At 56.6% G+C, this 22,112-nt stretch carries 19 protein-coding genes; 10 read left to right on the top strand and 9 right to left on the bottom strand.

Going from position 1 to position 22,112, the window contains the following annotated elements; genetic code table 11:
- Window positions 1-162: 162 nt before the first annotated feature.
- Both bcp and ACOTX2_RS03275 read right to left on the bottom strand, forming a co-directional pair.
- A complete protein-coding gene (bcp, locus tag ACOTX2_RS03280; RefSeq protein ID WP_100148654.1) occupies window positions 163-633 on the bottom strand; it encodes a thioredoxin-dependent thiol peroxidase in 471 nt (156 codons plus the stop codon).
- Window positions 633-1,202 (bottom strand): glycine cleavage system transcriptional repressor, encoded by a 570-nt coding sequence (locus ACOTX2_RS03275; protein ID WP_000213743.1) that lies wholly within the window; start codon window positions 1,200-1,202, stop codon window positions 633-635. The genes bcp and ACOTX2_RS03275 overlap by 1 nt, the downstream gene beginning before the upstream one ends.
- Before the next feature lie 145 nt (window positions 1,203-1,347).
- Here ACOTX2_RS03275 and dapA point away from each other — a divergent pair, with 145 nt between their 5' ends.
- The 6 genes from dapA (at window position 1,348) to ypfH (ending at window position 7,804) form a co-directional block, all read left to right on the top strand.
- Window positions 1,348-2,226, top strand: a complete 879-nt coding sequence (gene dapA / locus ACOTX2_RS03270) for a 4-hydroxy-tetrahydrodipicolinate synthase (RefSeq protein WP_003860542.1) — start codon at window positions 1,348-1,350, stop codon at window positions 2,224-2,226.
- Window positions 2,227-2,242: 16 nt separating this feature from the next.
- Window positions 2,243-3,277, top strand: coding sequence for an outer membrane protein assembly factor BamC (gene bamC, locus ACOTX2_RS03265; RefSeq protein WP_022648971.1), 1,035 nt, complete (start codon window positions 2,243-2,245; stop codon window positions 3,275-3,277).
- Between the two features lie 108 nt (window positions 3,278-3,385).
- The gene (gene purC, locus ACOTX2_RS03260) at window positions 3,386-4,099 is read left to right on the top strand and encodes a phosphoribosylaminoimidazolesuccinocarboxamide synthase (RefSeq protein WP_001171626.1); all 714 of its coding nucleotides are present in this window, start codon (window positions 3,386-3,388) and stop codon (window positions 4,097-4,099) included.
- 120 nt (window positions 4,100-4,219) lie between these two features.
- A complete protein-coding gene (locus tag ACOTX2_RS03255) occupies window positions 4,220-5,089 on the top strand; it encodes a neutral zinc metallopeptidase (protein WP_022648970.1) in 870 nt (289 codons plus the stop codon).
- Window positions 5,089-7,035: a tRNA(Met) cytidine acetyltransferase TmcA gene (locus tag ACOTX2_RS03250; protein ID WP_063147672.1), complete on the top strand. Its 1,947-nt coding sequence runs from the start codon at window positions 5,089-5,091 to the stop codon at window positions 7,033-7,035. Before ACOTX2_RS03255 ends, ACOTX2_RS03250 begins: the two co-directional genes overlap by 1 nt.
- A 73-nt stretch (window positions 7,036-7,108) precedes the next feature.
- A complete protein-coding gene (ypfH, locus tag ACOTX2_RS03245) occupies window positions 7,109-7,804 on the top strand; it encodes an esterase (RefSeq protein WP_023306678.1) in 696 nt (231 codons plus the stop codon).
- Window positions 7,805-7,842: 38 nt separating this feature from the next.
- Here the strand turns inward: ypfH and ACOTX2_RS03240 are convergent, their stop codons facing one another.
- The 3 genes from ACOTX2_RS03240 to ACOTX2_RS03230 are packed head-to-tail and all read right to left on the bottom strand — an operon-like array spanning window position 7,843 to window position 9,552.
- Window positions 7,843-8,040 (bottom strand): YpfN family protein, encoded by a 198-nt coding sequence (locus ACOTX2_RS03240; RefSeq protein ID WP_000383991.1) that lies wholly within the window; start codon window positions 8,038-8,040, stop codon window positions 7,843-7,845.
- 24 nt (window positions 8,041-8,064) lie between these two features.
- Entirely contained in the window at window positions 8,065-9,192 is a 1,128-nt protein-coding gene (gene dapE, locus ACOTX2_RS03235; RefSeq protein WP_017383496.1) for a succinyl-diaminopimelate desuccinylase, read from the bottom strand.
- A 3-nt stretch (window positions 9,193-9,195) separates the two neighbouring features.
- Window positions 9,196-9,552 (bottom strand): ArsC family reductase, encoded by a 357-nt coding sequence (locus tag ACOTX2_RS03230; RefSeq protein WP_045309148.1) that lies wholly within the window; start codon window positions 9,550-9,552, stop codon window positions 9,196-9,198.
- Between the two features lie 387 nt (window positions 9,553-9,939).
- Here ACOTX2_RS03230 and ypfM point away from each other — a divergent pair, with 387 nt between their 5' ends.
- Window positions 9,940-9,999 carry a protein YpfM gene (gene ypfM, locus ACOTX2_RS03225; RefSeq protein WP_100181659.1) on the top strand — a complete coding sequence of 20 codons (60 nt, stop codon included), beginning with the start codon at window positions 9,940-9,942 and terminating at the stop codon, window positions 9,997-9,999.
- A gap of 111 nt (window positions 10,000-10,110) precedes the next feature.
- Here ypfM and acrD read toward each other — a convergent pair whose 3' ends face one another.
- A complete protein-coding gene (gene acrD, locus ACOTX2_RS03220; RefSeq protein ID WP_022648965.1) occupies window positions 10,111-13,224 on the bottom strand; it encodes a multidrug efflux RND transporter permease AcrD in 3,114 nt (1,037 codons plus the stop codon).
- 141 nt (window positions 13,225-13,365) lie between these two features.
- Complete coding sequence (gene narQ, locus ACOTX2_RS03215) at window positions 13,366-15,060, bottom strand: nitrate/nitrite two-component system sensor histidine kinase NarQ (protein ID WP_032623807.1); 1,695 nt, start codon at window positions 15,058-15,060, stop codon at window positions 13,366-13,368.
- A gap of 152 nt (window positions 15,061-15,212) precedes the next feature.
- Between narQ and aegA the strand changes: the two genes are divergently transcribed.
- The 3 genes from aegA to ACOTX2_RS03200 all read left to right on the top strand — a co-directional run bounded on the left by aegA (window position 15,213) and on the right by ACOTX2_RS03200 (window position 19,000).
- Window positions 15,213-17,189: a formate-dependent uric acid utilization protein AegA gene (aegA, locus tag ACOTX2_RS03210; RefSeq protein WP_074136335.1), complete on the top strand. Its 1,977-nt coding sequence runs from the start codon at window positions 15,213-15,215 to the stop codon at window positions 17,187-17,189.
- Between the two features lie 67 nt (window positions 17,190-17,256).
- Window positions 17,257-17,847, top strand: coding sequence for a GDP-mannose pyrophosphatase NudK (gene nudK / locus ACOTX2_RS03205; RefSeq protein WP_022648962.1), 591 nt, complete (start codon window positions 17,257-17,259; stop codon window positions 17,845-17,847).
- 109 nt (window positions 17,848-17,956) lie between these two features.
- Window positions 17,957-19,000, top strand: coding sequence for a DUF1176 domain-containing protein (locus ACOTX2_RS03200; RefSeq protein WP_063147674.1), 1,044 nt, complete (start codon window positions 17,957-17,959; stop codon window positions 18,998-19,000).
- Between the two features lie 81 nt (window positions 19,001-19,081).
- On the opposite strand, the gene tkt is transcribed toward ACOTX2_RS03200, so the two are convergent.
- Complete coding sequence (gene tkt, locus ACOTX2_RS03195; protein WP_022648960.1) at window positions 19,082-21,070, bottom strand: transketolase; 1,989 nt, start codon at window positions 21,068-21,070, stop codon at window positions 19,082-19,084.
- A gap of 19 nt (window positions 21,071-21,089) precedes the next feature.
- Window positions 21,090-22,040, bottom strand: coding sequence for a transaldolase (gene tal / locus ACOTX2_RS03190; RefSeq protein WP_022648959.1), 951 nt, complete (start codon window positions 22,038-22,040; stop codon window positions 21,090-21,092).
- Between the last annotated feature and the right edge of the window lie 72 nt (window positions 22,041-22,112).

The raw sequence follows: 22,112 nt of genomic DNA, 5'->3' as shown, positions 1-22,112 counted from the left end.
CGGAATGACCACCACCGCCGTATGTTCCCCTCACCCTAACCCTCTCCCCGGAGGGGCGAGGGGATTGCTCAGTGCTCGCATTAATTTGTGGGGAACCCTCAGCCCACGGGGAGAGGGGGCAAACACCAAAAACGGCAACCTGGGTTGCCGTTTTGCTGTTTATCAGGCGCTTTGTTTCAGCCAGTGCAACACCACCTCGTGGTGGTTGCTGGTTTTGAAATCATCAAACACGTGCTCAACTTTACCGTCAGCGTCAATCAGGAAGCTGATGCGGTGAATACCGTCGTACGTTTTGCCCATAAAGGACTTCTCACCCCAGACGCCAAACTGCTCGCAAACCTGGTGGTCTTCATCGGAAAGCAGCGTGAAGTTCAGCAGCTCTTTTTCCGCAAAACGTGACAGCTTCTCTGGTTTATCGGTGCTGATGCCCAGCACTTCCACACCGACCTTTTTCAACTCATCCATGTTGTCGCGTAAACCGCAGGCCTGTACGGTACAGCCCGGGGTCATGGCTTTCGGGTAGAAATAGACCAGAACACGCTGTCCCTGGAAGTCGGTCAAATTTACTTGCTCGCCGTCTTGATCCGGTAAGCTAAATTTCGGTGCGATATCACCGGCTTTCAGTGGGTTCATTACTCAACTCCATCCTGTTCGTGCTGCGAATAATCGACGACGCTTATACTGCCTTGCGCGTGTAATTCTGTACAGAGGGCTTTGAACGCTTGCTCGATATTTGACGCATCCTGCGAGGCAGGGCTGTGGGCGGTAATTTGAATAAACAGCGTCGGGATGGCGTTTTCATCGCCAGGCTGCGTGCGGGAAACCAGTTCGGCAATGTTCATCTGATGGCTGTCAAACAGTGCCGTAAAACGTTCAATCAGATGAGGTGAATCAGGCACTTCAACCTGTACCCAGACTGTGGCAGGCAGAGCCGGACGCGGGCGCGCGGTGGTGCGCTTCATCACAATCAGTAAATCCAGCTCTGCGCCTTTCAGCGGCAGGGTAGATTCGATGAGGGTAATGGCATTCCATGTTCCGGAAAGCAGCATGATGAACGTGAACTCTTCGCCAAGCATAGCCAGCCGGCTGTCTTCGATATTGCAGCCGCAGCTGCTCACGTGGCGAGTGATGGTATTCACGATACCCGGCCTGTCAGCACCCAGCGCAGTGATAACCAGGTAATGTTGTGATGAGGTTGTCAAACCTGTTCTTCCTTTGCGTGGTTAAGTCTTCCTAAGGAAAGCATAAAAAAAACATGCATACAACCGCCTGAGAGCCTCAGGTCGCTTGCTTTTATTACAGTTCCAAACGTAACATTGAGGCTCTTGTTCGCACAGAGGATGGCTCATGTTCACGGGAAGTATTGTCGCGCTTGTTACACCGATGGATGAAAAAGGTAATGTCTGCCGGTCAAGCATGAAGAAGCTCATTGATTACCATGTCGCCAATGGAACCTCGGCGATCGTTTCGGTAGGGACTACCGGTGAATCCGCCACGCTGAGCCACGAAGAGCACGGCGATGTTGTGATGCTGACCCTGGAACTGGCGGACGGGCGTATTCCGGTCATCGCGGGTACGGGCGCAAACGCAACGGCAGAGGCCATTAGCCTGACTCAGCGTTTTAACGACAGCGGCATTGTTGGCTGTCTGACGGTGACCCCTTACTACAACCGCCCAACTCAGGAAGGTTTGTTCCAGCATTTCAAAGCCATCGCTGAACATACTGACTTGCCACAAATTCTGTATAATGTGCCGTCCCGTACCGGTTGCGATATGCTGCCGGAAACCGTTGGCCGTCTCTCGAAAGTAAAAAATATTATCGGGATTAAAGAGGCGACAGGGAACTTAAGCCGCGTTCATCAGATCAAAGAGCTGGTTTCAGACGACTTTATCCTGTTGAGCGGTGATGATGCGACCGCACTGGACTTTATGCAGCTCGGTGGTAACGGCGTGATTTCCGTGACGGCGAACGTGGCGGCGCGTGATATGGCTGACATGTGCAAACTGGCCGCAGCCGGTCACTTTGATGAAGCTCGCGTGATTAATCAGCGTCTGATGCCGTTGCATAATAAATTATTTGTCGAACCCAATCCGATCCCAGTGAAATGGGCATGTAAGGAGTTGGGGCTTGTAGCAACCGACACGCTGCGTCTGCCAATGACACCGATTACCGACCATGGTCGTGAAATTGTCGCTGGCGCGCTGAAGCATGCCGGTTTGCTGTAAAGTTTAGGGAGATTTGATGGCTTATTCAGTACAGAAGTCGCGCCTGGCCAAGGTTGCGGGTGTTTCGCTTGTTATGCTCCTCGCTGCCTGTAGTTCAGACTCGCGCTACAAGCGCCAGGTGAGCGGTGATGAATCCTATCTGGATGCGCCGCCGCTTGCTGAACTTCACGCGCCTGCCGGCATGATCCTGCCGATCCAGAACGGTGATTATAATATTCCGGTTACCAACGGCAGCGGCCTGGTGGGTAAAGCGCTCGATATTCGTCCGCCAGCTCAGCCTCTGGCGCTGGTGAGTGGCGCGCGCACGCAGTTCACCGGTGATACAGCTTCTCTGCTGGTGGAAAGCGCACGCGGTACCACGCTGTGGCCGCAGGTTGTGAGCGTCATTCAGTCGAAAAACTATACGATTGATAAACGCGACGACGCCAGCCAGACCTTAACCACCGACTGGATTGAGTGGAACCGTCTCGATGAAGACCAGCAGTATCGTGGTCGTTATCAAGTCTCCGTTAAGCCGCAGGGTTATCAGCAGGCGGTTACCGTTAAGCTGTTGAATCTTGAGCAGGCAGGTAAACCGGTTGCCGATCCGTCCGCCATGCAGCGCTACAGTACCGAAATGCTGAACGTGATTGCAGCGGGTCTGGATAAGAACGCTGCTGATGCCGCAAACGCCGCGCAGAACCGTAACGGCTCAACGTTTGACGTGCAGAGCGGTGCAGACGATACCGGCCTGCCAATGCTGGTGGTGCGTGCGCCGTTTAACCAGACCTGGCAGCGTCTGCCAGCCACGCTGGAAAAAGTGGGCATGAAGGTGACCGACAGCACCCGTTCAACGGGCAGCATCACAGCGACCTATAAGCCGCTGTCTGAAAGTGCCTGGCAGGAGCTGGGGGCAAGCGATCCACAGTTGCCTTCCGGTGACTACAAAATCCAGGTCGGCGACCTCGATAACCGCAGCAGCCTGCAGTTTATCGATCCGAAAGGACACACGCTGACCCAGGCGCAGAACGATGCGCTGGTCGCTGCCTTCCAGGCCGCATTCAGCAAATAATAGTGAGGGCTGGTTAATCCAGCCCTTTTTATTTTCGTGCCACGCAAACGTGTGCGTGGCATAATATGGCCAGTTTGAATACAAATCATCACACCAGGAGTAATGAAGATGCAGAAGCAAGCTGAGTTGTATCGTGGCAAAGCGAAAACCGTATACAGCACGGAAAACCCGGATCTGTTGGTGCTCGAATTCCGCAATGATACGTCAGCAGGAGACGGCGCACGCATTGAGCAGTTCGATCGTAAGGGCATGGTGAACAACAAGTTCAACCACTTCATTATGACCAAACTGGCCGAAGCCGGTATCCCGACTCAGATGGAAGCGTTGTTGTCCGATACGGAATGTCTGGTAAAAAAACTGGATATGGTGCCGGTTGAGTGCGTGATCCGTAACCGTGCCGCAGGCTCCCTGGTGAAGCGTCTGGGCATTGAAGAGGGTATCGAACTGAATCCACCGCTGTTCGATCTGTTCCTGAAAAACGACGCCATGCATGACCCGATGGTCAACGAATCCTACTGCGAAACCTTCGGCTGGGTCAGCAAAGAGAACCTGGCGCGCATGCAGGAACTGACCTACAAAGCCAACGACGTGCTGAAAAAGCTGTTTGATGACGCGGGCCTGATCCTGGTCGACTTCAAGCTGGAGTTCGGTCTGTACAAAGGCGAAGTGGTGCTGGGCGACGAGTTCTCTCCTGACGGCAGCCGCCTGTGGGACAAAGAGACGCTGGATAAAATGGACAAAGACCGTTTCCGCCAGAGTCTGGGTGGCGTGGTCGAAGCGTACGAAGCGGTTGCTCACCGTTTAGGCGTTAAGCTCGACTAAACTGCGCATTTGCCAAAGGATGTTGGCATCCTTTGGCGTCTTATCCTTGTTTACTATGGTAATCCTTTCATTAACCGCCTACGATCATAGCTATTATAAATGGAATAGTTCGAGGTGTTTATGCGCTGGCAAGGGCGTCGTGAAAGTGACAACGTAGAAGACAGACGCAGCAGTGGTGGCGGTGGGCCGTCTATGGGCGGGCCAGGTTTCCGGTTACCCAGCGGCAAGGGCGGTATTATTCTGCTGGTCGTCGTGCTGGTAGCGGGCTACTACGGTGTCGACCTGACCGGTTTGATGACCGGTGAAACCGGGCAACAGCAGCAGTATTCTCAGCGCTCCATCAGCCCGAATGAAGATGAAGCGGCGAAATTTACTTCCGTTATTCTCGCGACGACCGAAGATACCTGGGGTCAGCAGTTCGAGAAAATGGGGCGGACTTATCAGCCGCCAAAACTGGTGATGTACCGGGGAGCAACCCGCACGGGCTGCGGCACCGGGCAGTCCGTTATGGGGCCGTTCTACTGCCCGGCGGACAGCACCGTCTATATCGATCTCTCCTTCTATGACGACATGAAAAGCAAGCTGGGCGCCGACGGCGATTTTGCCCAGGGCTACGTGATCGCGCATGAAGTCGGCCACCATGTGCAGAAGCTCCTCGGCATTGAACCTAAAGTGCGTCAGATGCAGCAGAATGCGTCTCAGGCGGAGGTGAATCATCTCTCCGTACGCATGGAGCTTCAGGCCGACTGCTTCGCTGGCGTCTGGGGACACAGCATGCAGCAGCAGGGCGTGCTGGAAACAGGCGATCTGGAAGAGGCCCTGAATGCCGCACAGGCGATTGGTGACGATCGCTTGCAGCAGCAAAGCCAGGGGCGCGTTGTGCCGGACAGCTTTACCCATGGCACCTCAGAGCAGCGCTACAGCTGGTTTAAGCGTGGCTTTGACAGCGGCAACCCGTCGCAGTGTAATACCTTCGGCAAAGCTATGTGATGTTGGGGGTTGAACAGCTGGTTAACCAGCTTCAGCGTACCGGGCACCGCCGGCTGGTGGTGCTTAGCGGCGATGAAGCGTGGACGTTGAGCCAGGCGACCATCCTGCGCGATACGTTACCAGGAGACTGGCTGTGGCTGGAGGAAAACCCCTCTAAGGCCATCAGCGGCCTGCTGGGACGTGAATATCTGCACGCCGTTTTTGACGCGCGTCGCGGGTTTGACGTCTCGGCCTTCGCCGCCCTCAGCGGGACCCTGCGCGCCGGAAGCCTTCTGGTGCTGCTGGTGCCGCCGTTCTCCGTCTGGGCTAACAGGCCCGACGCGGATTCTCTACGCTGGAGCGACAGCGCCGAGCCGATCGCCACCCCGCACTTTGTTTACCATTTTTGCCGGACGCTGGCCGCCGATTCAGATGCTATCGTCTGGCATCAACATCGTCCTCTGTGCCTTCCCGTTGCGCCAGATTTACCCGCCTGGCAGTCCGCCAGCGGTGAACCGCAGCGCGAGCAGGCTGCGATCCTCGACGCGCTTCTGACCATGCCTGCTGGCGTGGCTGCCGTGACGGCCCCGCGCGGACGAGGAAAGTCCGCCCTGGCGGGCATGTTGCTGAGCGGCATTCAGGGGAGTGCAGTCGTGACGGCACCGGCAAAAGGGGCGACGGATGTCATCGCGCGTTTCGCCGGGGAACATTTTCACTTTATGGCCCCGGATGCGCTGCTGGCCTCCACCACAGAAGCTGAGTGGCTGATTGTCGATGAGGCAGCCGCCATCCCCGGCCCGCTGCTCGAGAAACTGACGATGCGCTTTTCCCGCGTGTTGTTGACCACTACGGTGCAGGGTTATGAAGGCACGGGCAGGGGATTCCTGCTGAAGTTCTGCGCCCGGTTCAGCGGTCTGCGGCGATATACCTTATCAACCCCTGTACGCTGGGCTGCCGGATGTCCTCTTGAGCGAATCGTGGCGAACGCGCTGCTGTTCGACGATGCGCTTATCGATCGCATACCGGCAGGGGAGGTAAGTTTAACGTCGCTGGAGCCCGGGGTATGGGAGAGCGATCCGGCGCGCGGGGCAGGCGTGTATGAACTGCTGTGTGCCGCGCACTACCGGACGTCCCCCCTCGATTTACGCCGGATGATGGACGCGCCGGGACAGCATTTTGCTGTTGCTCAGGCGGGCGCGGAGATCGCTGGCGCGCTCTGGCTGGTGGAGGAGGGCGGCTTATCCCCAGAGCTTAGTCGCGCGGTGTGGGCGGGATTTCGTCGGCCGCGTGGAAATCTGGTGGCACAGTCGCTGGCTGCCCACGGCGGATCGCCTCTCGCGGCGACGCTGAAAGGCCGACGCGTCAGCCGTATTGCGGTTCATCCTCATCGCCAGCGGGAAGGCATCGGCCAGGGGCTGATCCGCAGTGCCAGCGGAGAAGATTATCTCTCGGTCAGCTTTGGCTATACCGACGAGCTGTGGCGTTTCTGGCGGCAGTGCGGGTTTGTGCTGGTGCGAATGGGCAGCCACCGGGAGGCCAGCAGCGGGTGCTATACGGCGATGGCGTTGCTGCCGCTGAGCGAGGCGGGGCATCAGCTCTGCGAAGAGGCGCATCAGCGTTTATGTCGTGATATGCGCGTCCTGTCGGCCTGGAATGGCGAAAAGATCCCGGTGATGGATGCATGGGAAGCTACCCTTAATAGTGACGACTGGCTGGAGCTGGCGGGGTTTGCCTTTGCGCACCGGGCGTTTTCAACCTCGGTTGCGGCGCTAACGCGATTGTTGTTTGCCGTGGATATGCCGCTCCCGGCGCTGCGCGGGAAAATGGAAGGGAATACGCACGATTTCGGGCGCAAAGCGTTGCTGGCGAAGCTACGCGAGGAAACCGCTCACGCGCTTGAAAGGCTTGATTACTCCCGTAGCCAGCGGCTGAAAGCCGACATTTTGCAATGGCAATTTTTTCAATGACTTCTTCAGTAAAGTGGCATGGTCATTACCCCGCAGAGGCGTAAAATCCTGCTTATCAATTAAGGAGATCGCCATGAAACATGACCATTTTGTTGTGCAAAGCCCGGATACACCTGCTAAACAGCTACTGCTTCTGTTTCATGGCGTGGGCGACAATGCCGTCAATATGGGACAGATTGGCAGCTGGTTTGCACCCGTTTTCCCACACGCGCTGATCGTCAGTATCGGCGGCGTGGAGCCCTGCGGTCCGGACGGGCGGCAGTGGTTTTCCGTCGAGGGCGTGACGGAGGAAAATCGTCAGGCACGTATTGATGCAGTTATGCCAGCCTTTATCGATATCGTGCGTTACTGGCAGCAGCAGAGCGGCGTAGGTGCCAATGCAACAGCGCTGATTGGCTTCTCTCAGGGCTCAATCATGTCGCTGGAAAGCGTAAAAGCGCAGCCCGGACTGGTGTCCCGCGTGATTGCCTTCAACGGGCGTTTTGCGACGTTACCGCAAAGCGCGACCACGCAGACCACGATCCATCTCATTCATGGGGGTGAAGACCGGGTAATTGAGCTTTCGCATGCGGTTGCGGCCCAGGACGCGCTGATGCGTGAAGGCGGGGATGTGACGCTGGATATCGTGGACGATCTGGGGCATGCCATTGACGATCGCAGCATGCAGTTCGCGCTCGGTCATCTGCGTTATACCGTACCGAAGCACTACTTTGATGAAGCGCTCAGCGGCGGTAAGCCGAATGATGATGATATCGTCGAGTTTATGTGAGGTTTCCCCTCTCCCTAGGGAGAGGGGAAACAAAGCGATTACTTCTTCTGGTCCTTCTTCGGCCAGTCGTCTTCATCGTCCCACTTGTCGTTAAAATCACGGTGCGGCGGAAGATCCGGTTTGTTGGCAAGGAACTTTTTGTGGTCAACGCGCTTGAGATCTTTAATCACGTTAAGCAGCACGCCTACCAGAAATACCAACACCAGAATCCACCAGTACTTTGAAAGCCAGTCCATTCGCTAATCCTCTTTAAGCACCCGTCAGGCGACGAGCTGCTCCATAATACGTTGATACATGCGGGCCAGCAGTTGTAAATCGGCAGCGTTCACGCATTCATTGATTTTGTGAATCGTCGCGTTAACCGGACCCAGTTCGACAACCTGTGCGCCCATGCGGGCAATAAAGCGTCCGTCAGATGTGCCGCCCGTTGTCAGCAGCTGTGGCTTAATTTCATTATAGTGCGCAATGGCGTTCACTACCGCATCCACCAGTTTACCGCGCTGCGTCAGGAACGGCTGGCCAGACAGCCACCAGTCGAGGGTATAGCGCAGCTGGTATTTTTCGAGCAGCGCAATCACGCGTGCTTTGATCATCTCGTCGGTCAGTTCGGTGCTGAAGCGGAAGTTAAACTGGACGAAGAGATCGCCGGGAATGACGTTGTTGCTGCCAGTGCCGGCCTTGATGTTGGCTATCTGCATGCTGGTTGGCGGGAAAAATTCGTTGCCTTTATCCCATTCAATGCCCACCAGTTCGTTCAGCATCGGCGCGGCGCGGTGTACCGGGTTATCCGCCAGGTGCGGATAGGCAACGTGGCCCTGCACGCCATGAATAGTCAAATTGCAGGTCAGGGATCCACGGCGGCCATTTTTCACCACATCGCCCACCACTTCGGTGCTGGACGGTTCGCCCACCAGACAGTAGTCCAGACGTTCATTGCGCGCCATCAGCGCCTCAACGACCTTCACGGTGCCGTTGTGGGCGCTGGCTTCTTCATCGGAGGTAATCAAAAACGCAAGACGGTTTTTATGGTTCGGATGCTGGGCGACGAAACGCTCTGCCGCCACGACCATCGCAGCCAGGGAACCTTTCATATCCGCAGCGCCGCGTCCGAAAAGCATGCCGTCGCGGATGGTTGGCTCAAAAGGCGGGTTGATCCAGCGGTCTGCGTCGCCTGCGGGAACTACGTCGGTATGTCCGGCAAACGCCAGCGTCTCCCCCTGACCGCGCCATGCCCAGAAGTTCTGCGTATCGCCAAAATCCATGTGCTCGACGGTAAAACCGATGGCACGCAGGCGCTCAATCATTAATGCCTGACAACCTGCGTCGTCCGGGCTAAGGGAAGGACGGCGAATAAGCTGCTGAGTCAGCTCAATGACCGGGCATGACATAGACTACACCTCAACGAATAAATCTGAATAAAGGGTTTCACTGAAACCCAGCAGCATAGGCTGACCTGGCTTGCAGAGCAATGGGCGTTTGATGATTGCCGGCATTTCAAGCATCAGTTTGGCTGCGCTGTCGGCGTTGTTGATCGTGGCCCGGAGAGATTCATCCAGTTTTCGCCAGGTGGTCCCGCGGGTGTTCAGCAGCGCTTCCCAGCCCAGTTCATTGATGGCGGAATGGAGAAACGCGGGGTCAAGCCCGTCGGCACGGTAATCATGGAAGCGATAGTCGATGTTGTGTGCTTCCAGCCAGCGGCGGGCTTTTTTAATCGTATCGCAATTCTTAATGCCGTACATCACAACCATAGTGAATCCTTTTGTTCTTGTGTGGATTAAATGTTCAATATTTTCGAAGATATATCCTTAAGTGGAATATAACACATTCGGAATTTTTCGTGATTTACAATTCTCCATAATTCAACGAACAGCTGTAAGCTGAATAGTCTTCCATCTTTTAAGCATAGTTGTCCACCCTGTATAAATTGCCAATAAACTCAGGGGGAAATTAAAAATGCTGTCATTTTTCTGACTATTTCAAAATATTGCTGTGGGTCACATAAAATTTACCCGGCAACGCTCATAGTGATCCTAAACCTACCTGCACAGCGAGGCTCAATCACAGCAATCGGTTAAAGTGGCTTCACAATGATGATACGTTTTCGTAGAATGCACATAATAATAAGAGAGGTTGTTATGATTGAACATGAACTGGGGAACTGGAAAGATTTTATCGAAGGCATGCTTCGTAAATGAATTTCCGGTAAGAAATGCAAGAGCACTTAATTAACTAAAATAACCATAGTGTGAAAGAATCACACAATAAAAAGGCGGCCTGTAAAGCCGCCTTTTTTTTATTTCAACGGGTTATTCCGGCTTATCCTTCAGCGGGAAACGACGGCGTATCAGCACAAAGAACAGCGGTACGAAATAGATAGCCAGAATCGTCGCGGAAATCATTCCCCCCATAACGCCCGTTCCCACCGCGTGCTGGCTGCTGGAGCCTGCGCCGGAGCTGGTGGCCATCGGCAGGACGCCAAACACAAACGCCAGAGAAGTCATCAGGATCGGGCGCAGGCGCTGACGACAGGCGTGCAGCGTGGCGGCCATCAGTTCGTGACCTTTGGCATTCATCTCATTGGCAAATTCGACGATCAGAATGGCGTTTTTCGCCGACAATCCGATTACGGTGAGGAGTCCGACCTGGAAATAGACATCGTTTTCCAGGCCACGCATCCAGGTTGCCAGCAGCGCGCCGATGACCCCGAGAGGCACCACCAGCATTACCGAGAACGGCACTGACCAGCTTTCATACAGCGCCGCCAGGCAGAGGAACACCACCAGCAGCGAAAGGGCATACAGGGCAGGCGCCTGCGCGCCGGAAAGCCGTTCCTGGTAGGACATCGCCGTCCACTCCAGGCCAAAGCCGGTCGGTAACTGCTGAACCAGTTTTTCCATAATGTCCATTGCAGTACCGGTACTAACGCCAGGCGCGGCTTCACCGACAATCTCCAGCGCCGAATAGCCGTTGTAACGCTCCAGACGCGGCGAACCGGTCTCCCAGCGTGACGTCGCAAACGCCGAGAACGGCACCATGCCGCCGGTGTTATTGCGCACATACCAGCGGTTGATATCGTCCGGCAGCATGCGGTATTTGGCAGCAGACTGAACGTAGACCTTTTTCACGCGACCGCGATCCATAAAGTCATTCACGTAGCTTGAGCCCCATGCCGTTTGCAGGGTGTCGTTAATGTCGTCGATGGAGACGCCCAGCGCCTGCGCTTTACGCTGGTCGATATCCACCTGTAGCTGAGGGCTGTCATCCAGACCGTTATGACGAACGCGGGTAAGCTGCGGATCTTTCCCGGCCAGCTCGAGCAGTTTATCGCGAGCTGCCATCAACGCGTCATGCCCGGCACCCGCGTGATCCTGAAGCTCCATATCAAATCCGGCTGAGCTGCCCAGGCCACTGATAGCGGGCGGGCTGCTGGCGAAAACGCGCGCTTCCTTGATTTTGTTGAACGCTTTAGTTGCACGTTCAATGATGGCAAAGGAGGAGCCGCTATCGCTGTCGCGCTGGTCCCAGTCTTTCAGGCGCACAAACATACGCGCCACGTTCTGCCCGTTACCGCCAGGGCCAGAGCCGACGGTGGAGAAGACGGAGACCACGTTATCCTTCTCCTGAGTATGGAAGTAGTTCTCAACCTTCTGCACCACTTTCAGGGTCTGCTGCTGGGTCGAGCCGCTCGGTAACTGTACGGAGGTGATAAACATGCCGCGATCTTCCAGCGGCAGGAACGAGGTTGGCAGCCGCAGGAATAAGAAGACCATGCCGCCGAGCAGCAGGACATAGACCACCATCCAGCGCACGCTGCGGTGCAGTACTTTACCCACGCCCGCTTCATAGCGCGCCGCATTTCGGTTAAACATGCGGTTAAACCAGCCGAAGAAGCCTTTTTGACCGTGGTGTTCGCCCTTATGCAGCGGTTTGAGCAGCGTCGAGCACAGAGCAGGGGTAAGGATCATCGCCACCAGTACGGAGAGCACCATCGCAGAGACGATGGTGATCGAGAACTGGCGATAAATCGCGCCCGTAGTGCCGCCAAAAAACGCCATCGGGATAAATACCGCCGACAGCACCATGGCGATACCGACCAGCGCACCCTGAATTTGTCCCATCGATTTGCGCGTGGCCTCGCGGGGCGAAAGCCCTTCCTCGCTCATGATGCGCTCGACGTTTTCCACCACCACGATGGCATCATCCACCAGCAGGCCGATGGCCAGCACCATGGCAAACATGGTCAGGGTGTTGATGCTGTAACCGAAGGCATACAGCACCGCAAAGGTTCCAAGCAACACCACCGGCACCGCAATGGTGGGGATCAGCGTGGCGCGGAAGTTTTGCAGGAACAGGTACATCACGAGGAACACCAGCGCGATAGCTTCGAGCAGGGTTTTCACCACATCTTCGATGGAGGCTTTTACGAATGAGGTGGTTTCGTAGGCGACTTTGTACTCCAGTCCGTGCGGGAAGTAATGCGACAGCTCATCCAGACGCTCTAACACCCGCTGCGCGGTCGCCATTTCGTTGGCGCCGGAGGCCAGTTTCACCCCCAGGCCGGACGCGGCATTGCCGTTAAAGCGACTCAGGTAGTCATATTTTTCCGCCCCCATTTCCACGGTGGCGACATCCCCCAGACGCACTTCGGAACCATCCTGATTCACGCGCAGAGTGATATTGCGGAACTGTTCAGGCGTCTGGAGCAGCGACTGGGAGTTGATGGTGGCGTTAAGCGCCTGGTTATCCACGGACGGCGTACCACCGAGCTGCCCCACGGCAATCTGAGCGTTCTGCGATTCGATAGCGTCGGTGACATCTTTGGCGGTCATCTGCACGCTGTTCAGCTTGTTGGGATCCAGCCAGATACGCATGGAATACTGCGAGCCGTAGGCGTCGATATCACCCACGCCGTTGATACGGCTGAGCGGGTCCTGAATATTACTGGCGACGTAGTCCGCGATGTCCTGCTTATCCATCGAGCCATCGGTTGAAACAAACGCGATGGTCAAAATATTGGTGTCACCGGTCTTACGCACGGTCACCCCCTGGTTCTGCACCGCCTGAGGCAGTTTACGCAGGGCCGATTGCAGCTGGTTTTGCACCTGCTGCACCGCTTCGTCCGGATCCGTGCCCGCCGTAAAGCTCAGGGTTACCGTCGCCTGGCCCGTGGCGCTGCTCTGCGAGGACATGTACATCAGGTTATCAAGACCCGTCATGTTCTGCTCGATAACCTGCGTGACGGTATTTTCCAGCGTCTGTGCCGAGGCGCCAGGGTAGTTCGCCGTGATACGCACGTTAGGGGGGGCGAGGTCGGGGTATTGCTCAACAGGAAGGGAAGTAATCGCCAGGACACCCGTCAGACACAACAGGATTGCAAGCACCCAGGCAAAAATGGGGCGATCGATGAAAAAATTCGCCATTAAAATGTGACCTCGTTTTGCTGCACGTCATTATTGTTTATTGCCCGCCTAACTTTAGCGGTAAGGCCCAGGTCAAACGTGGAGAAATAAAGGAGATAATGTAAATTATCATGCGCTTTTTTCAGCGCGCCTTCTTTCCCGCTATTTTTCAGCCTGCGCCGCAGGTGTCCGGAACGTCACGCTGACCTGTGTACCGCCCTGTGGCGGCTGAGAAAAGTGTAATGTTCCGCCGAGCCGTCCCGCGCGTTCGCGCATGATATTCAGCCCGTAATGCCCCGGCGGTTCACTGGCGTCGCCGATACCAATACCGTTGTCGCGGATCGTGACCGTGTGAGTACCGTCCGCGGTGGTGACGCAGCTGACCACAATCTCGCTAGCGTCGGCATGTTTAATCGCATTCAGCACTGCCTCACGCACAATCTGTAAGAGGTGCACCTGTTTTTGCGCGTCCAGTGCCAGCGATGAGAGACGGCAGTCGAGCACCAGCTTCGCGCTGGTCTGGCTTTGCAAACCGTCGAGAGACTCCTGTAGCGCGGCAGGAAGATTGGCGTGGTTGAGCGTCAGGCGGAAGGTGGTGAGCAGCTCGCGTAGCTGATGCCATGCGTTATTCAGCTCGCGGGAGAAGTCCGTAATGATGGTCTGCGCCGGGGCATTGTCGCCCGGCACGGCATGCTTCAGCAGCGTAAGCTGAATACGCAAATAGGAGAGCACCTGCGCCAAAGAATCATGTAGCTCACGCGCGATGGTGGCGCGCTCTTCCATCAGCAGCAACTGCTGATAATGTTTCTGCGCCTGATTGAAATAGAGCCCCCGGCCCAGCATCGTCGCCACGCTTTCCATGAGCGGCAGCGGAACATCCCCGGTCGCGCTTTGCCAGCGCAGTTCGCCGTACAGGGTGTCCTGCATTAATACCGGTAAATTGTGCATTTTCTCGCCCGGGGACTCCTGTCCTTCGTAAAGCTGCCAGTCGTCACTGGTGCGCAATTGCAGGTAATTCATCTGCGTATAGTCATGCACAATTTGCAAAATATGCCGGAAGCAGTGGCTGTCTATCTGCCCGGTATTCAACGCCTGTGAGCATTTGAACAGCATTTCAAGCTGCTGATGCGCTTCATTCAGGTGGCGGGTTTTTTCGGCAACGGAGTGCTCCAGGGAACGGTACAGGGTGTGTAATTCCGCCGACATATGGTTGAAGGCGCGGGAAAGCTGGCCCAGCTCGTTGGGAAGCATAATATCCGGCGCGGGGGTATCGAACTGCCCCTGTTCGATACGCTCGCTCGCTGCCACCAGATTATTCAGCGGCAGCACAACCTGACGGCGGATGCGCCGCAGGGTCATCACCGCCAGCAGCAGGATGCCCAGGCCGCCCGTCAGCGACATGAAAATCACCAGCTGAATCTTATGTTCGGTGTAGTGCTGTAGCGCCAGCACAAAGGCATCTATCCGGCCCACAAAATCCTCTATGTGGCTCTGATACCACCCGGTATCGCCGCTGGCGATACGCGTGTCCATCTCCTGCCAGCCAAGCTGCAACTGCTGGTAACGCTGTTTGACGTCCTCTGGCACATACCAGCGGTTGAGCTTCTGCAACGCAGGCGCGCTCAGCGTTTTCTGCCAGACCGCGCGGTGCTCTGCCAGTGACGGGCTGGCGCGCTGCATTTCGTAGCCCAGGCGGTAGCTCTGCATGCGCAGCGATCCGGCGATGTTAATCGCCTCGGCGTCGCGCTGGCTGCTGGCGAGTGTAACCAGCGCAATGGCGCTGATCAGAACGGACAAGACAATCATCGAAAAGAAAGCCCGAGCCAGGCTTCCCGATACGGGGCGTTTAACGGTCACTCATCAGCTTCCTGAATTAAATTGATCTGCCACAGGTTCACTGGAAATAGTTCGCCTTCCTGGGCATTTGAACATTGCGTCGCCATGCCACTGTGGGTAAATACGATAACAATATAAAGAATAAGGTTATTGAACCAAAAACAGGTGTTGTTATGAATCGTTTTATTATGGCCAACGCTCAACAGTGTATCGGTTGTCGCGCCTGCGAAGTTGCCTGTGTGATGGCGCACAACGGGGAGCAGCACGCGCTGAGCGAGCGCCATTTTCATCCCCGCATTACGGTCCTTACCTCTGGCTTGCGAAAAAGCCCAGTGACCTGCCACCACTGTGAAAATGCGCCCTGCGCGCAAAGCTGCCCGAACGGAGCCATCACGCAACACAGCGACAGCGTACAGGTCAATCAACAAAAATGCATTGGCTGTAAAGCCTGCGTGGTGGCCTGCCCGTTTGGCACGATGGACATGCTGATCACCCCGCTTGAAAACGACAGCGTAAAGGCCTCGGCGCACAAATGCGACCTCTGCCTGGAAAGGCCGCAAGGCCCGGCCTGCGTTGAAAACTGCCCGGCGGAGGTGCTTACGCTCGCCACCCCAGCCGTGCTGGATAAGCTGGTTAAACAGCGCCGACAGCGCAGCGCAAGGCTGGACGCGCTGCCGTGGCACAGCGAGGCGGTTCAGTCAGCCCCTCCGCAAACCAAACGGCAACAGATGCAAAATACCCCGGCGCGCGGTGAGCCGGATAAGCTCAGCCCCGACGCGCGCGCCGGCCATTTTAACGAGATCTACTTGCCGTTTCGCCCGGAACAGGCGCAGCGCGAAGCATCCCGGTGCCTGAAATGTGGCGACCACAGCATTTGCGAGTGGACCTGCCCGCTGCATAACCATATTCCGCAGTGGATTGAGCGGATCAGGGCGGGGGATATCATCGGTGCGGCTGAGCTTTCTCACCAGACTAACTGTTTACCGGAAATTACCGGCCGCGTCTGTCCACAGGATCGATTATGTGAAGGCGCCTGCACCCTGCGGGATGCGTCAGGGGCGGTAACCATCGGTAATATCGAACGATATATCTCGGATCGGGCGCTGGCGATGGGCTGGACGCCGGACGTCAGCCACGTTACACCGGTCGGTAAGCGCGTCGCCATCATTGGTGCCGGTCCGGCAGGGCTGGCCTGTGCCGACGTACTGGTGCGCAGCGGCATCGGTGTGACGGTCTACGATCGCCATCCAGAAATCGGCGGATTGCTGACCTTTGGTATTCCGGCCTTCAAGCTGGATAAATCCCTGTTAGCGCGGCGCAGAGAGATATTCAGCGCGATGGGTATCCGCTTCGAGCTGAACTGCGAGGTGGGAAAAGACGTGTCGATGGCCCAACTGCAAAACGACTACGATGCCCTGTTCATCGGCGTAGGGACCTATCGTTCCATGAAAGCAGGTATCCCTCATGAAGACGCGCCGGGCGTGTACGACGCGCTGCCGTTTTTAGTGGCAAATACGCGGAACGTGATGGGCCTTGATCCTGCCGCAGACGAGCCGTTTATTGACACGCAGGGGTTAAACGTGGTGGTGCTGGGCGGGGGCGATACGGCGATGGACTGCGTGCGCACCGCGCTGCGACATGGCGCGGCGAAAGTAACCTGCGCCTATCGGCGGGACGAGGCCAACATGCCGGGCTCAAAGAAAGAGGTTAAAAACGCGAAAGAAGAGGGCGCGGCCTTTGAATTTAATGTCCAGCCGGTTGAGCTCACGCTGGATACCGACGGGAAGGTCAACGGTATCCGGATGCTGCGCACCCGTCTGGGCGAGCCGGATGCGCAGGGGCGGCGTCGTCCTGTCCCGGTGGCGGGCAGTGAGTTTGTCATGCCAGCGGATGCGGTGATCATGGCGTTTGGGTTTAATCCGCACGCCATGCCGTGGCTTCAGGCGCAGGGCGTCGAAACCGACGACTGGGGGCGCATCAGGGCCTCCGTGGAGAGCCGTTATCGTTACCAGACCTCGAATCCGCAGATTTTTGCTGGCGGTGATGCGGTACGTGGTGCGGATCTGGTGGTCACCGCGATGGCGGAAGGGCGCCATGCCGCGCAGGGGATCATGGACTGGCTTGGCGTGCCGCCGCGCAATATGCATTAACGCAGACGGGCGACAAAGCGGGCATCACGGCGTAGTATAAACAGACTCATTTTGCCGTGGAGCCCGTATGTCCCTGAACATTACCGTTATTAAAGACAAAATCCTTTCTGAAAATTACTTTGTCCTGCGTAACATCACTTACGATCTCACCCGTAAGAGCGGGGACGTCATTCGCCATAAACGCGAAGTCTACGACCGGGGCAATGGTGCAACCATTCTGCTGTATAACCGTGAAAAGCAAAGCGTGGTACTGATCCGCCAGTTTCGCATCGCGACATGGGTCAATGGCAACGCGGACGGACGTCTGATTGAAACCTGTGCAGGTCTGCTGGACGACGATGAGCCGGAAGTGTGTATCCGCAAAGAAGCCATTGAAGAGACGGGTTTTGAGGTGGGGGCGGTGCAGAAAGTCTTTGAGCTGTTTATGTCCCCTGGCGGGGTTACCGAGCTGGTTCACTTCTTCATTGCGGAGTACACCGATGCCCAGCGCACGCACCGGGGCGGTGGCGTGGACGATGAAGACATTGAAGTGCTGGAAATGCCTTTCGCTCAGGCTGTCGACATGGTGAAAAGCGGCGAGATCCGCGACGGTAAAGCGGTGATCCTGTTGCAGTATCTGCAAACCAGCGGTTTGATGAATGCTGCGTCGGTAGCGTGATAAGTTGTATTTCAGATAAATCTATCCGATAAATCCGATTGAGCCAGCCCGCCCAGGGCACGAAGATACGCCCCAGATTGACCTATTCGTTTCCGGGGCTGTGCCGTTCATGCGCTACTGCGTTTTTTTTCTCTTCTTCATTTGCGTGCTTCCCGCACCTTTGGTGTGGGCTGCGCCTGCGCAGCAGTCTTTTTCAGACTGGCAGGTGACCTGCAATAACCAGAATTTCTGCGTAGCGCGCAACACCGGCGAGCATCGCGGTCTGGTCATGACGCTGAGCCGCAGTGCGGGGGCAAAAACAGACGCCAGCCTGCGCATCGATCTCGGCGGTCTTTCGACGCCTCCGGTGAAAGAGCCTGACATTGCCCCGCGCCTGCTGCTCGACAATGTGCCGCTTCAGCTTACGTCGCAACACTGGCAATTAACCCCCTGGCATCTTAAAACAGACGATACGGGCACCATCACCACGTTTCTGAAAACTATTCAGGAGGGGCAGGCGCTGACCCTGCGCGGGGGGAAGCAGACAATCTCTCTGGCCGGTCTGAAAGCGGCGCTGCTGTTTATTGATGCCCAGCAAAAACGCGTCGGAAGTGAAACGGCATGGATTAAAAAAGGAGATAGTCCACCGCTGAGCGTGCCGCCTGCGCCGGCATTAAAAAAGGTGGCAGTGGTGAACCCCACGCCAACGCCGCTGACGCATAACGAACTTAACGATCTGCTGGATTACGGTACCTGGCGCATGAACCACAGCCAGTGCTCCCTCGATCCGAACCGGCGTGAAGTGCGCGTGACCGCGTTGACCGATGACAAAGCGCTGATGATCATCAGCTGTGAGGCGGGGGCGTACAACACCGTCGATCTGGCGTGGCTGGTGTCGCGTAAAAAACCGTTTGCTGCCAGAAGCGTGAGATTGCGCCTGCCGTTTACCCCTTCCAGCCAGAGTAGCGACATGGAGCTGATGAATGCCAGCTTCGATGAAAAAACGCGCGAGCTGACCACGCTGGCACTGGGACGCGGGATTGGCGACTGTGGGATCCAGACCCGCTGGCGTTTTAACGGCCAGCGCTTCCGCCTGGTGCGCTACGCGGAAGAGCCAAGCTGCGATAACTGGAATGGGCCAGATGCCTGGCCCACGCTGTGGATCACAAGGTAGGGCGCTGTCGCTTACCCGGCCTACGTTTTAGCGATTTGTAGGCCCGGTAAGGCGTAGCCGCCACCGGGCACGAAGACTGCACTACAGCACGCTCAGCGCCTTCTCCACCACGTTCTCAACGGTAAAGCCGAAGTACGGGAACAGCTTATCGGCCGGGGCGGATTCACCGTAACCCTTCATGCCGACAATCGCCCCTTTCAGACCCACATATTTGTACCAGTAGTCGGCAATGCCAGCTTCAACCGCCACGCGCGCCGCGACGTTTGAAGGCAACACCGATTCGCGGTACGCCTCATCCTGGGCATCAAAGATATCCGTTGAAGGCAGGGAAACCACGCGCACCGCGTGACCCTCGGCGGTCAGTTTCTCGGCCGCTTTTACCGTGATTTCCACCTCTGAACCGGTGGCAATCAGGATCACGTCCGGTTTACCGCCGCTGTCTTTCAGGATGTACCCGCCGCGGGCGATATTTTTCACCTGCTCCGGCGTGCGCTCGATCTGCGCCAGGTTCTGGCGCGACAGGATCAGCGCTGTGGGTCCGTTATGGCGCTCTACGGCCAGCTTCCAGCCCACAGCCGCTTCAACCTGATCGCACGGACGCCAGGTACTGAAGTTTGGCGTCAGGCGCAGGCTCGCCAGCTGCTCTACCGCCTGGTGCGTCGGCCCATCTTCACCCAGTCCGATGGAGTCGTGGGTATACACCATGATTTGCCGCGCCTTCATCAGGGCCGCCATACGCGCCGCGTTACGGGCATATTCGACAAACATCAGGAAGGTGGCGGTGTACGGCACGAAGCCGCCATGGTGGGCGATACCGTTGGCAATGGCGGTCATCCCGAACTCGCGCACGCCGTAGTGGATATAGTTTCCGGCAATGTCTTCCTTCAGGGATTTAGAGCCAGACCAGATGGTGAGGTTACTTGGCGCCAGATCCGCCGAGCCGCCCAGCAGTTCGGGCAGGACAGGGCCAATCGCGTTCAGGGTGTTTTGTGACGCCTTACGGGTAGCAATTTTCGCCGGGTTAGATTGCAGGTTTTCAATCAGCGCCTGAGTTTTCTCTTCCCAGTCTTCCGGCAGGCCACCGCTCATGCGGCGGTTAAATTCGGCCGCCAGCTCCGGATACGCTTTTTTGTAGGCAGCAAACTTCTCGTTCCAGGCCTGCTGCGCTTTTTCACCTGTTTCGCGAGCATCCCAGGCCCTGTAGATCTCTTTTGGGATCTCAAAGGCCGGGTGTTTCCAGCCCAGTTTCTGGCGGGTCAGCGCCACTTCCTCTTCACCCAGCGCCGCGCCGTGCGCCTCTTCTTTACCCGCTTTGTTCGGCGAGCCGAAGCCGATGGTGGTGCGGCAGACGATCAGGGACGGTTTGTCCTTTACGCTCTGCGCTTCCTGAATCGCTTTTTTCACCGCCTCAGGATCGTGACCGTCGATTTCGTGCACTACGTGCCAGTGATAGGCTTCAAAGCGTTTTGCCGTGTCATCGGTAAACCAGCCCTCGGTTTCCCCGTCAATGGAGATACCGTTGTGATCGTAGAAGCCAATCAGCTTGCCCAGGCCCAGGGTGCCCGCCAGCGAGCAGACCTCGTGGGAGATCCCCTCCATCAGGCAGCCATCACCCATAAAGACATAGGTGTAGTGATCGACAATCTCGTGGTCGGGCTGGTTGAACTGCGCGGCCAGCGTACGCTCTGCAATCGCCAGGCCGACGGCATTCGCCAGCCCCTGGCCCAGCGGGCCGGTAGTAGTTTCAACACCCGGCGTATAGCCGATCTCCGGGTGGCCCGGCGTTTTGGAGTGCAGCTGGCGGAAGTTTTTTAACTCCTCAAGCGGCAGGTCGTAGCCGGAGAGGTGCAGCAGGCTGTAGAGCAGCATCGAGGCGTGACCGTTGGAGAGAATAAAACGGTCGCGATCGTACCAGGTCGGATCGGTCGGGTTGTGCTTCAGGAAGTCGTTCCACAGCACTTCGGCAATATCAGCCATACCCATGGGGGCGCCAGGGTGGCCGGAATTGGCTTTTTGTACGGCATCCATGCTGAGGGCGCGAATGGCGTTGGCGAGCTCTTTACGGGACATAGTTCACTCCGTGGCAAGGTTAAAGTTTGGCGGCGAGAAGATCTTCGAGTTTGCGCTGGTCGACGGCGAACTGGCGGATGCCATCTGCCAGTTTTTCCACGGCCATTGGATCCTGATTGTGCTCCCAGCGGAATTCCGCTTCGGTCATGGGTTTCGGTTTTGGCAGAACGGTAGAGGTCGGTACCAGCTTGCGGATCACCGTCTCTTCACTCTCCTGAAGCTTTTTCAGCAGGTCAGGAGAGATGGTCAGACGGTCACAGCCCGCGAGCGCCAGGATCTGCTCGGTGCGGCGGAAGCTGGCCCCCATCACGATGGTCTCGTAGCGATGCTGCTTGTAATAATCGTAGATATTACGCACCGATTTTACGCCAGGATCTTCTTCCACCACGTACGGATCCATTGGCTGTTTCGCCTGATACCAGTCGTAGATACGCCCGACAAACGGTGAAATCAGGAACACGCCCGCTTCGGCGCAGGCACGCGCCTGGGCGAAGGAGAACAGTAGCGTCAGGTTGCAGTGGATCCCCTCTTTCTCCAGCACTTCCGCCGCGCGGATGCCTTCCCAGGTAGACGCAAGCTTGATCAGAATGCGTGACTTATCGATCCCCTGCTCCTGGTAGAGTTCCACTATGCGGCGGGCCTTGTTAATGCTTTTTTCCTGGTCGAACGAGAGGCGGGCGTCCACTTCGGTAGAGACGCGCCCCGGTATGCTTTTAAGAATTTCCGCACCGATATTGACCGCCAGCTTGTCGCTGGCTTCGGCGACCTGCTGTTCCTGCGTTTTCCCGCGCTGTTTGCCGTAGGCAAGGGCGTCATCAATCAGATGACTAAAGTGCGCAAGACCGGCCGCCTTGAGCAGCAGAGAGGGATTGGTGGTCGCGTCTTCCGGCTGGTAGTGACGAATCGACTCGATGTCGCCGCTGTCTGCAACCACGGTGGTAAATTGTTTGATGCCGTCTAGCTGGTTCATAATTACTCCTTGGAAATAAAAGAGTTAGTCGAGTGCGTTAGTTCACACTTCTGAGAAAATCATGATGGACTT

Origin of the sequence: Enterobacter cloacae complex sp. IR5412, assembly GCF_049237385.1 — a bacterium.
GTDB classification, from domain to species: domain Bacteria; phylum Pseudomonadota; class Gammaproteobacteria; order Enterobacterales; family Enterobacteriaceae; genus Enterobacter; species Enterobacter intestinihominis.
Note: the sequence above shows the minus strand (reverse complement) of the source record. Positions and strands in the feature narration are given on the sequence as shown.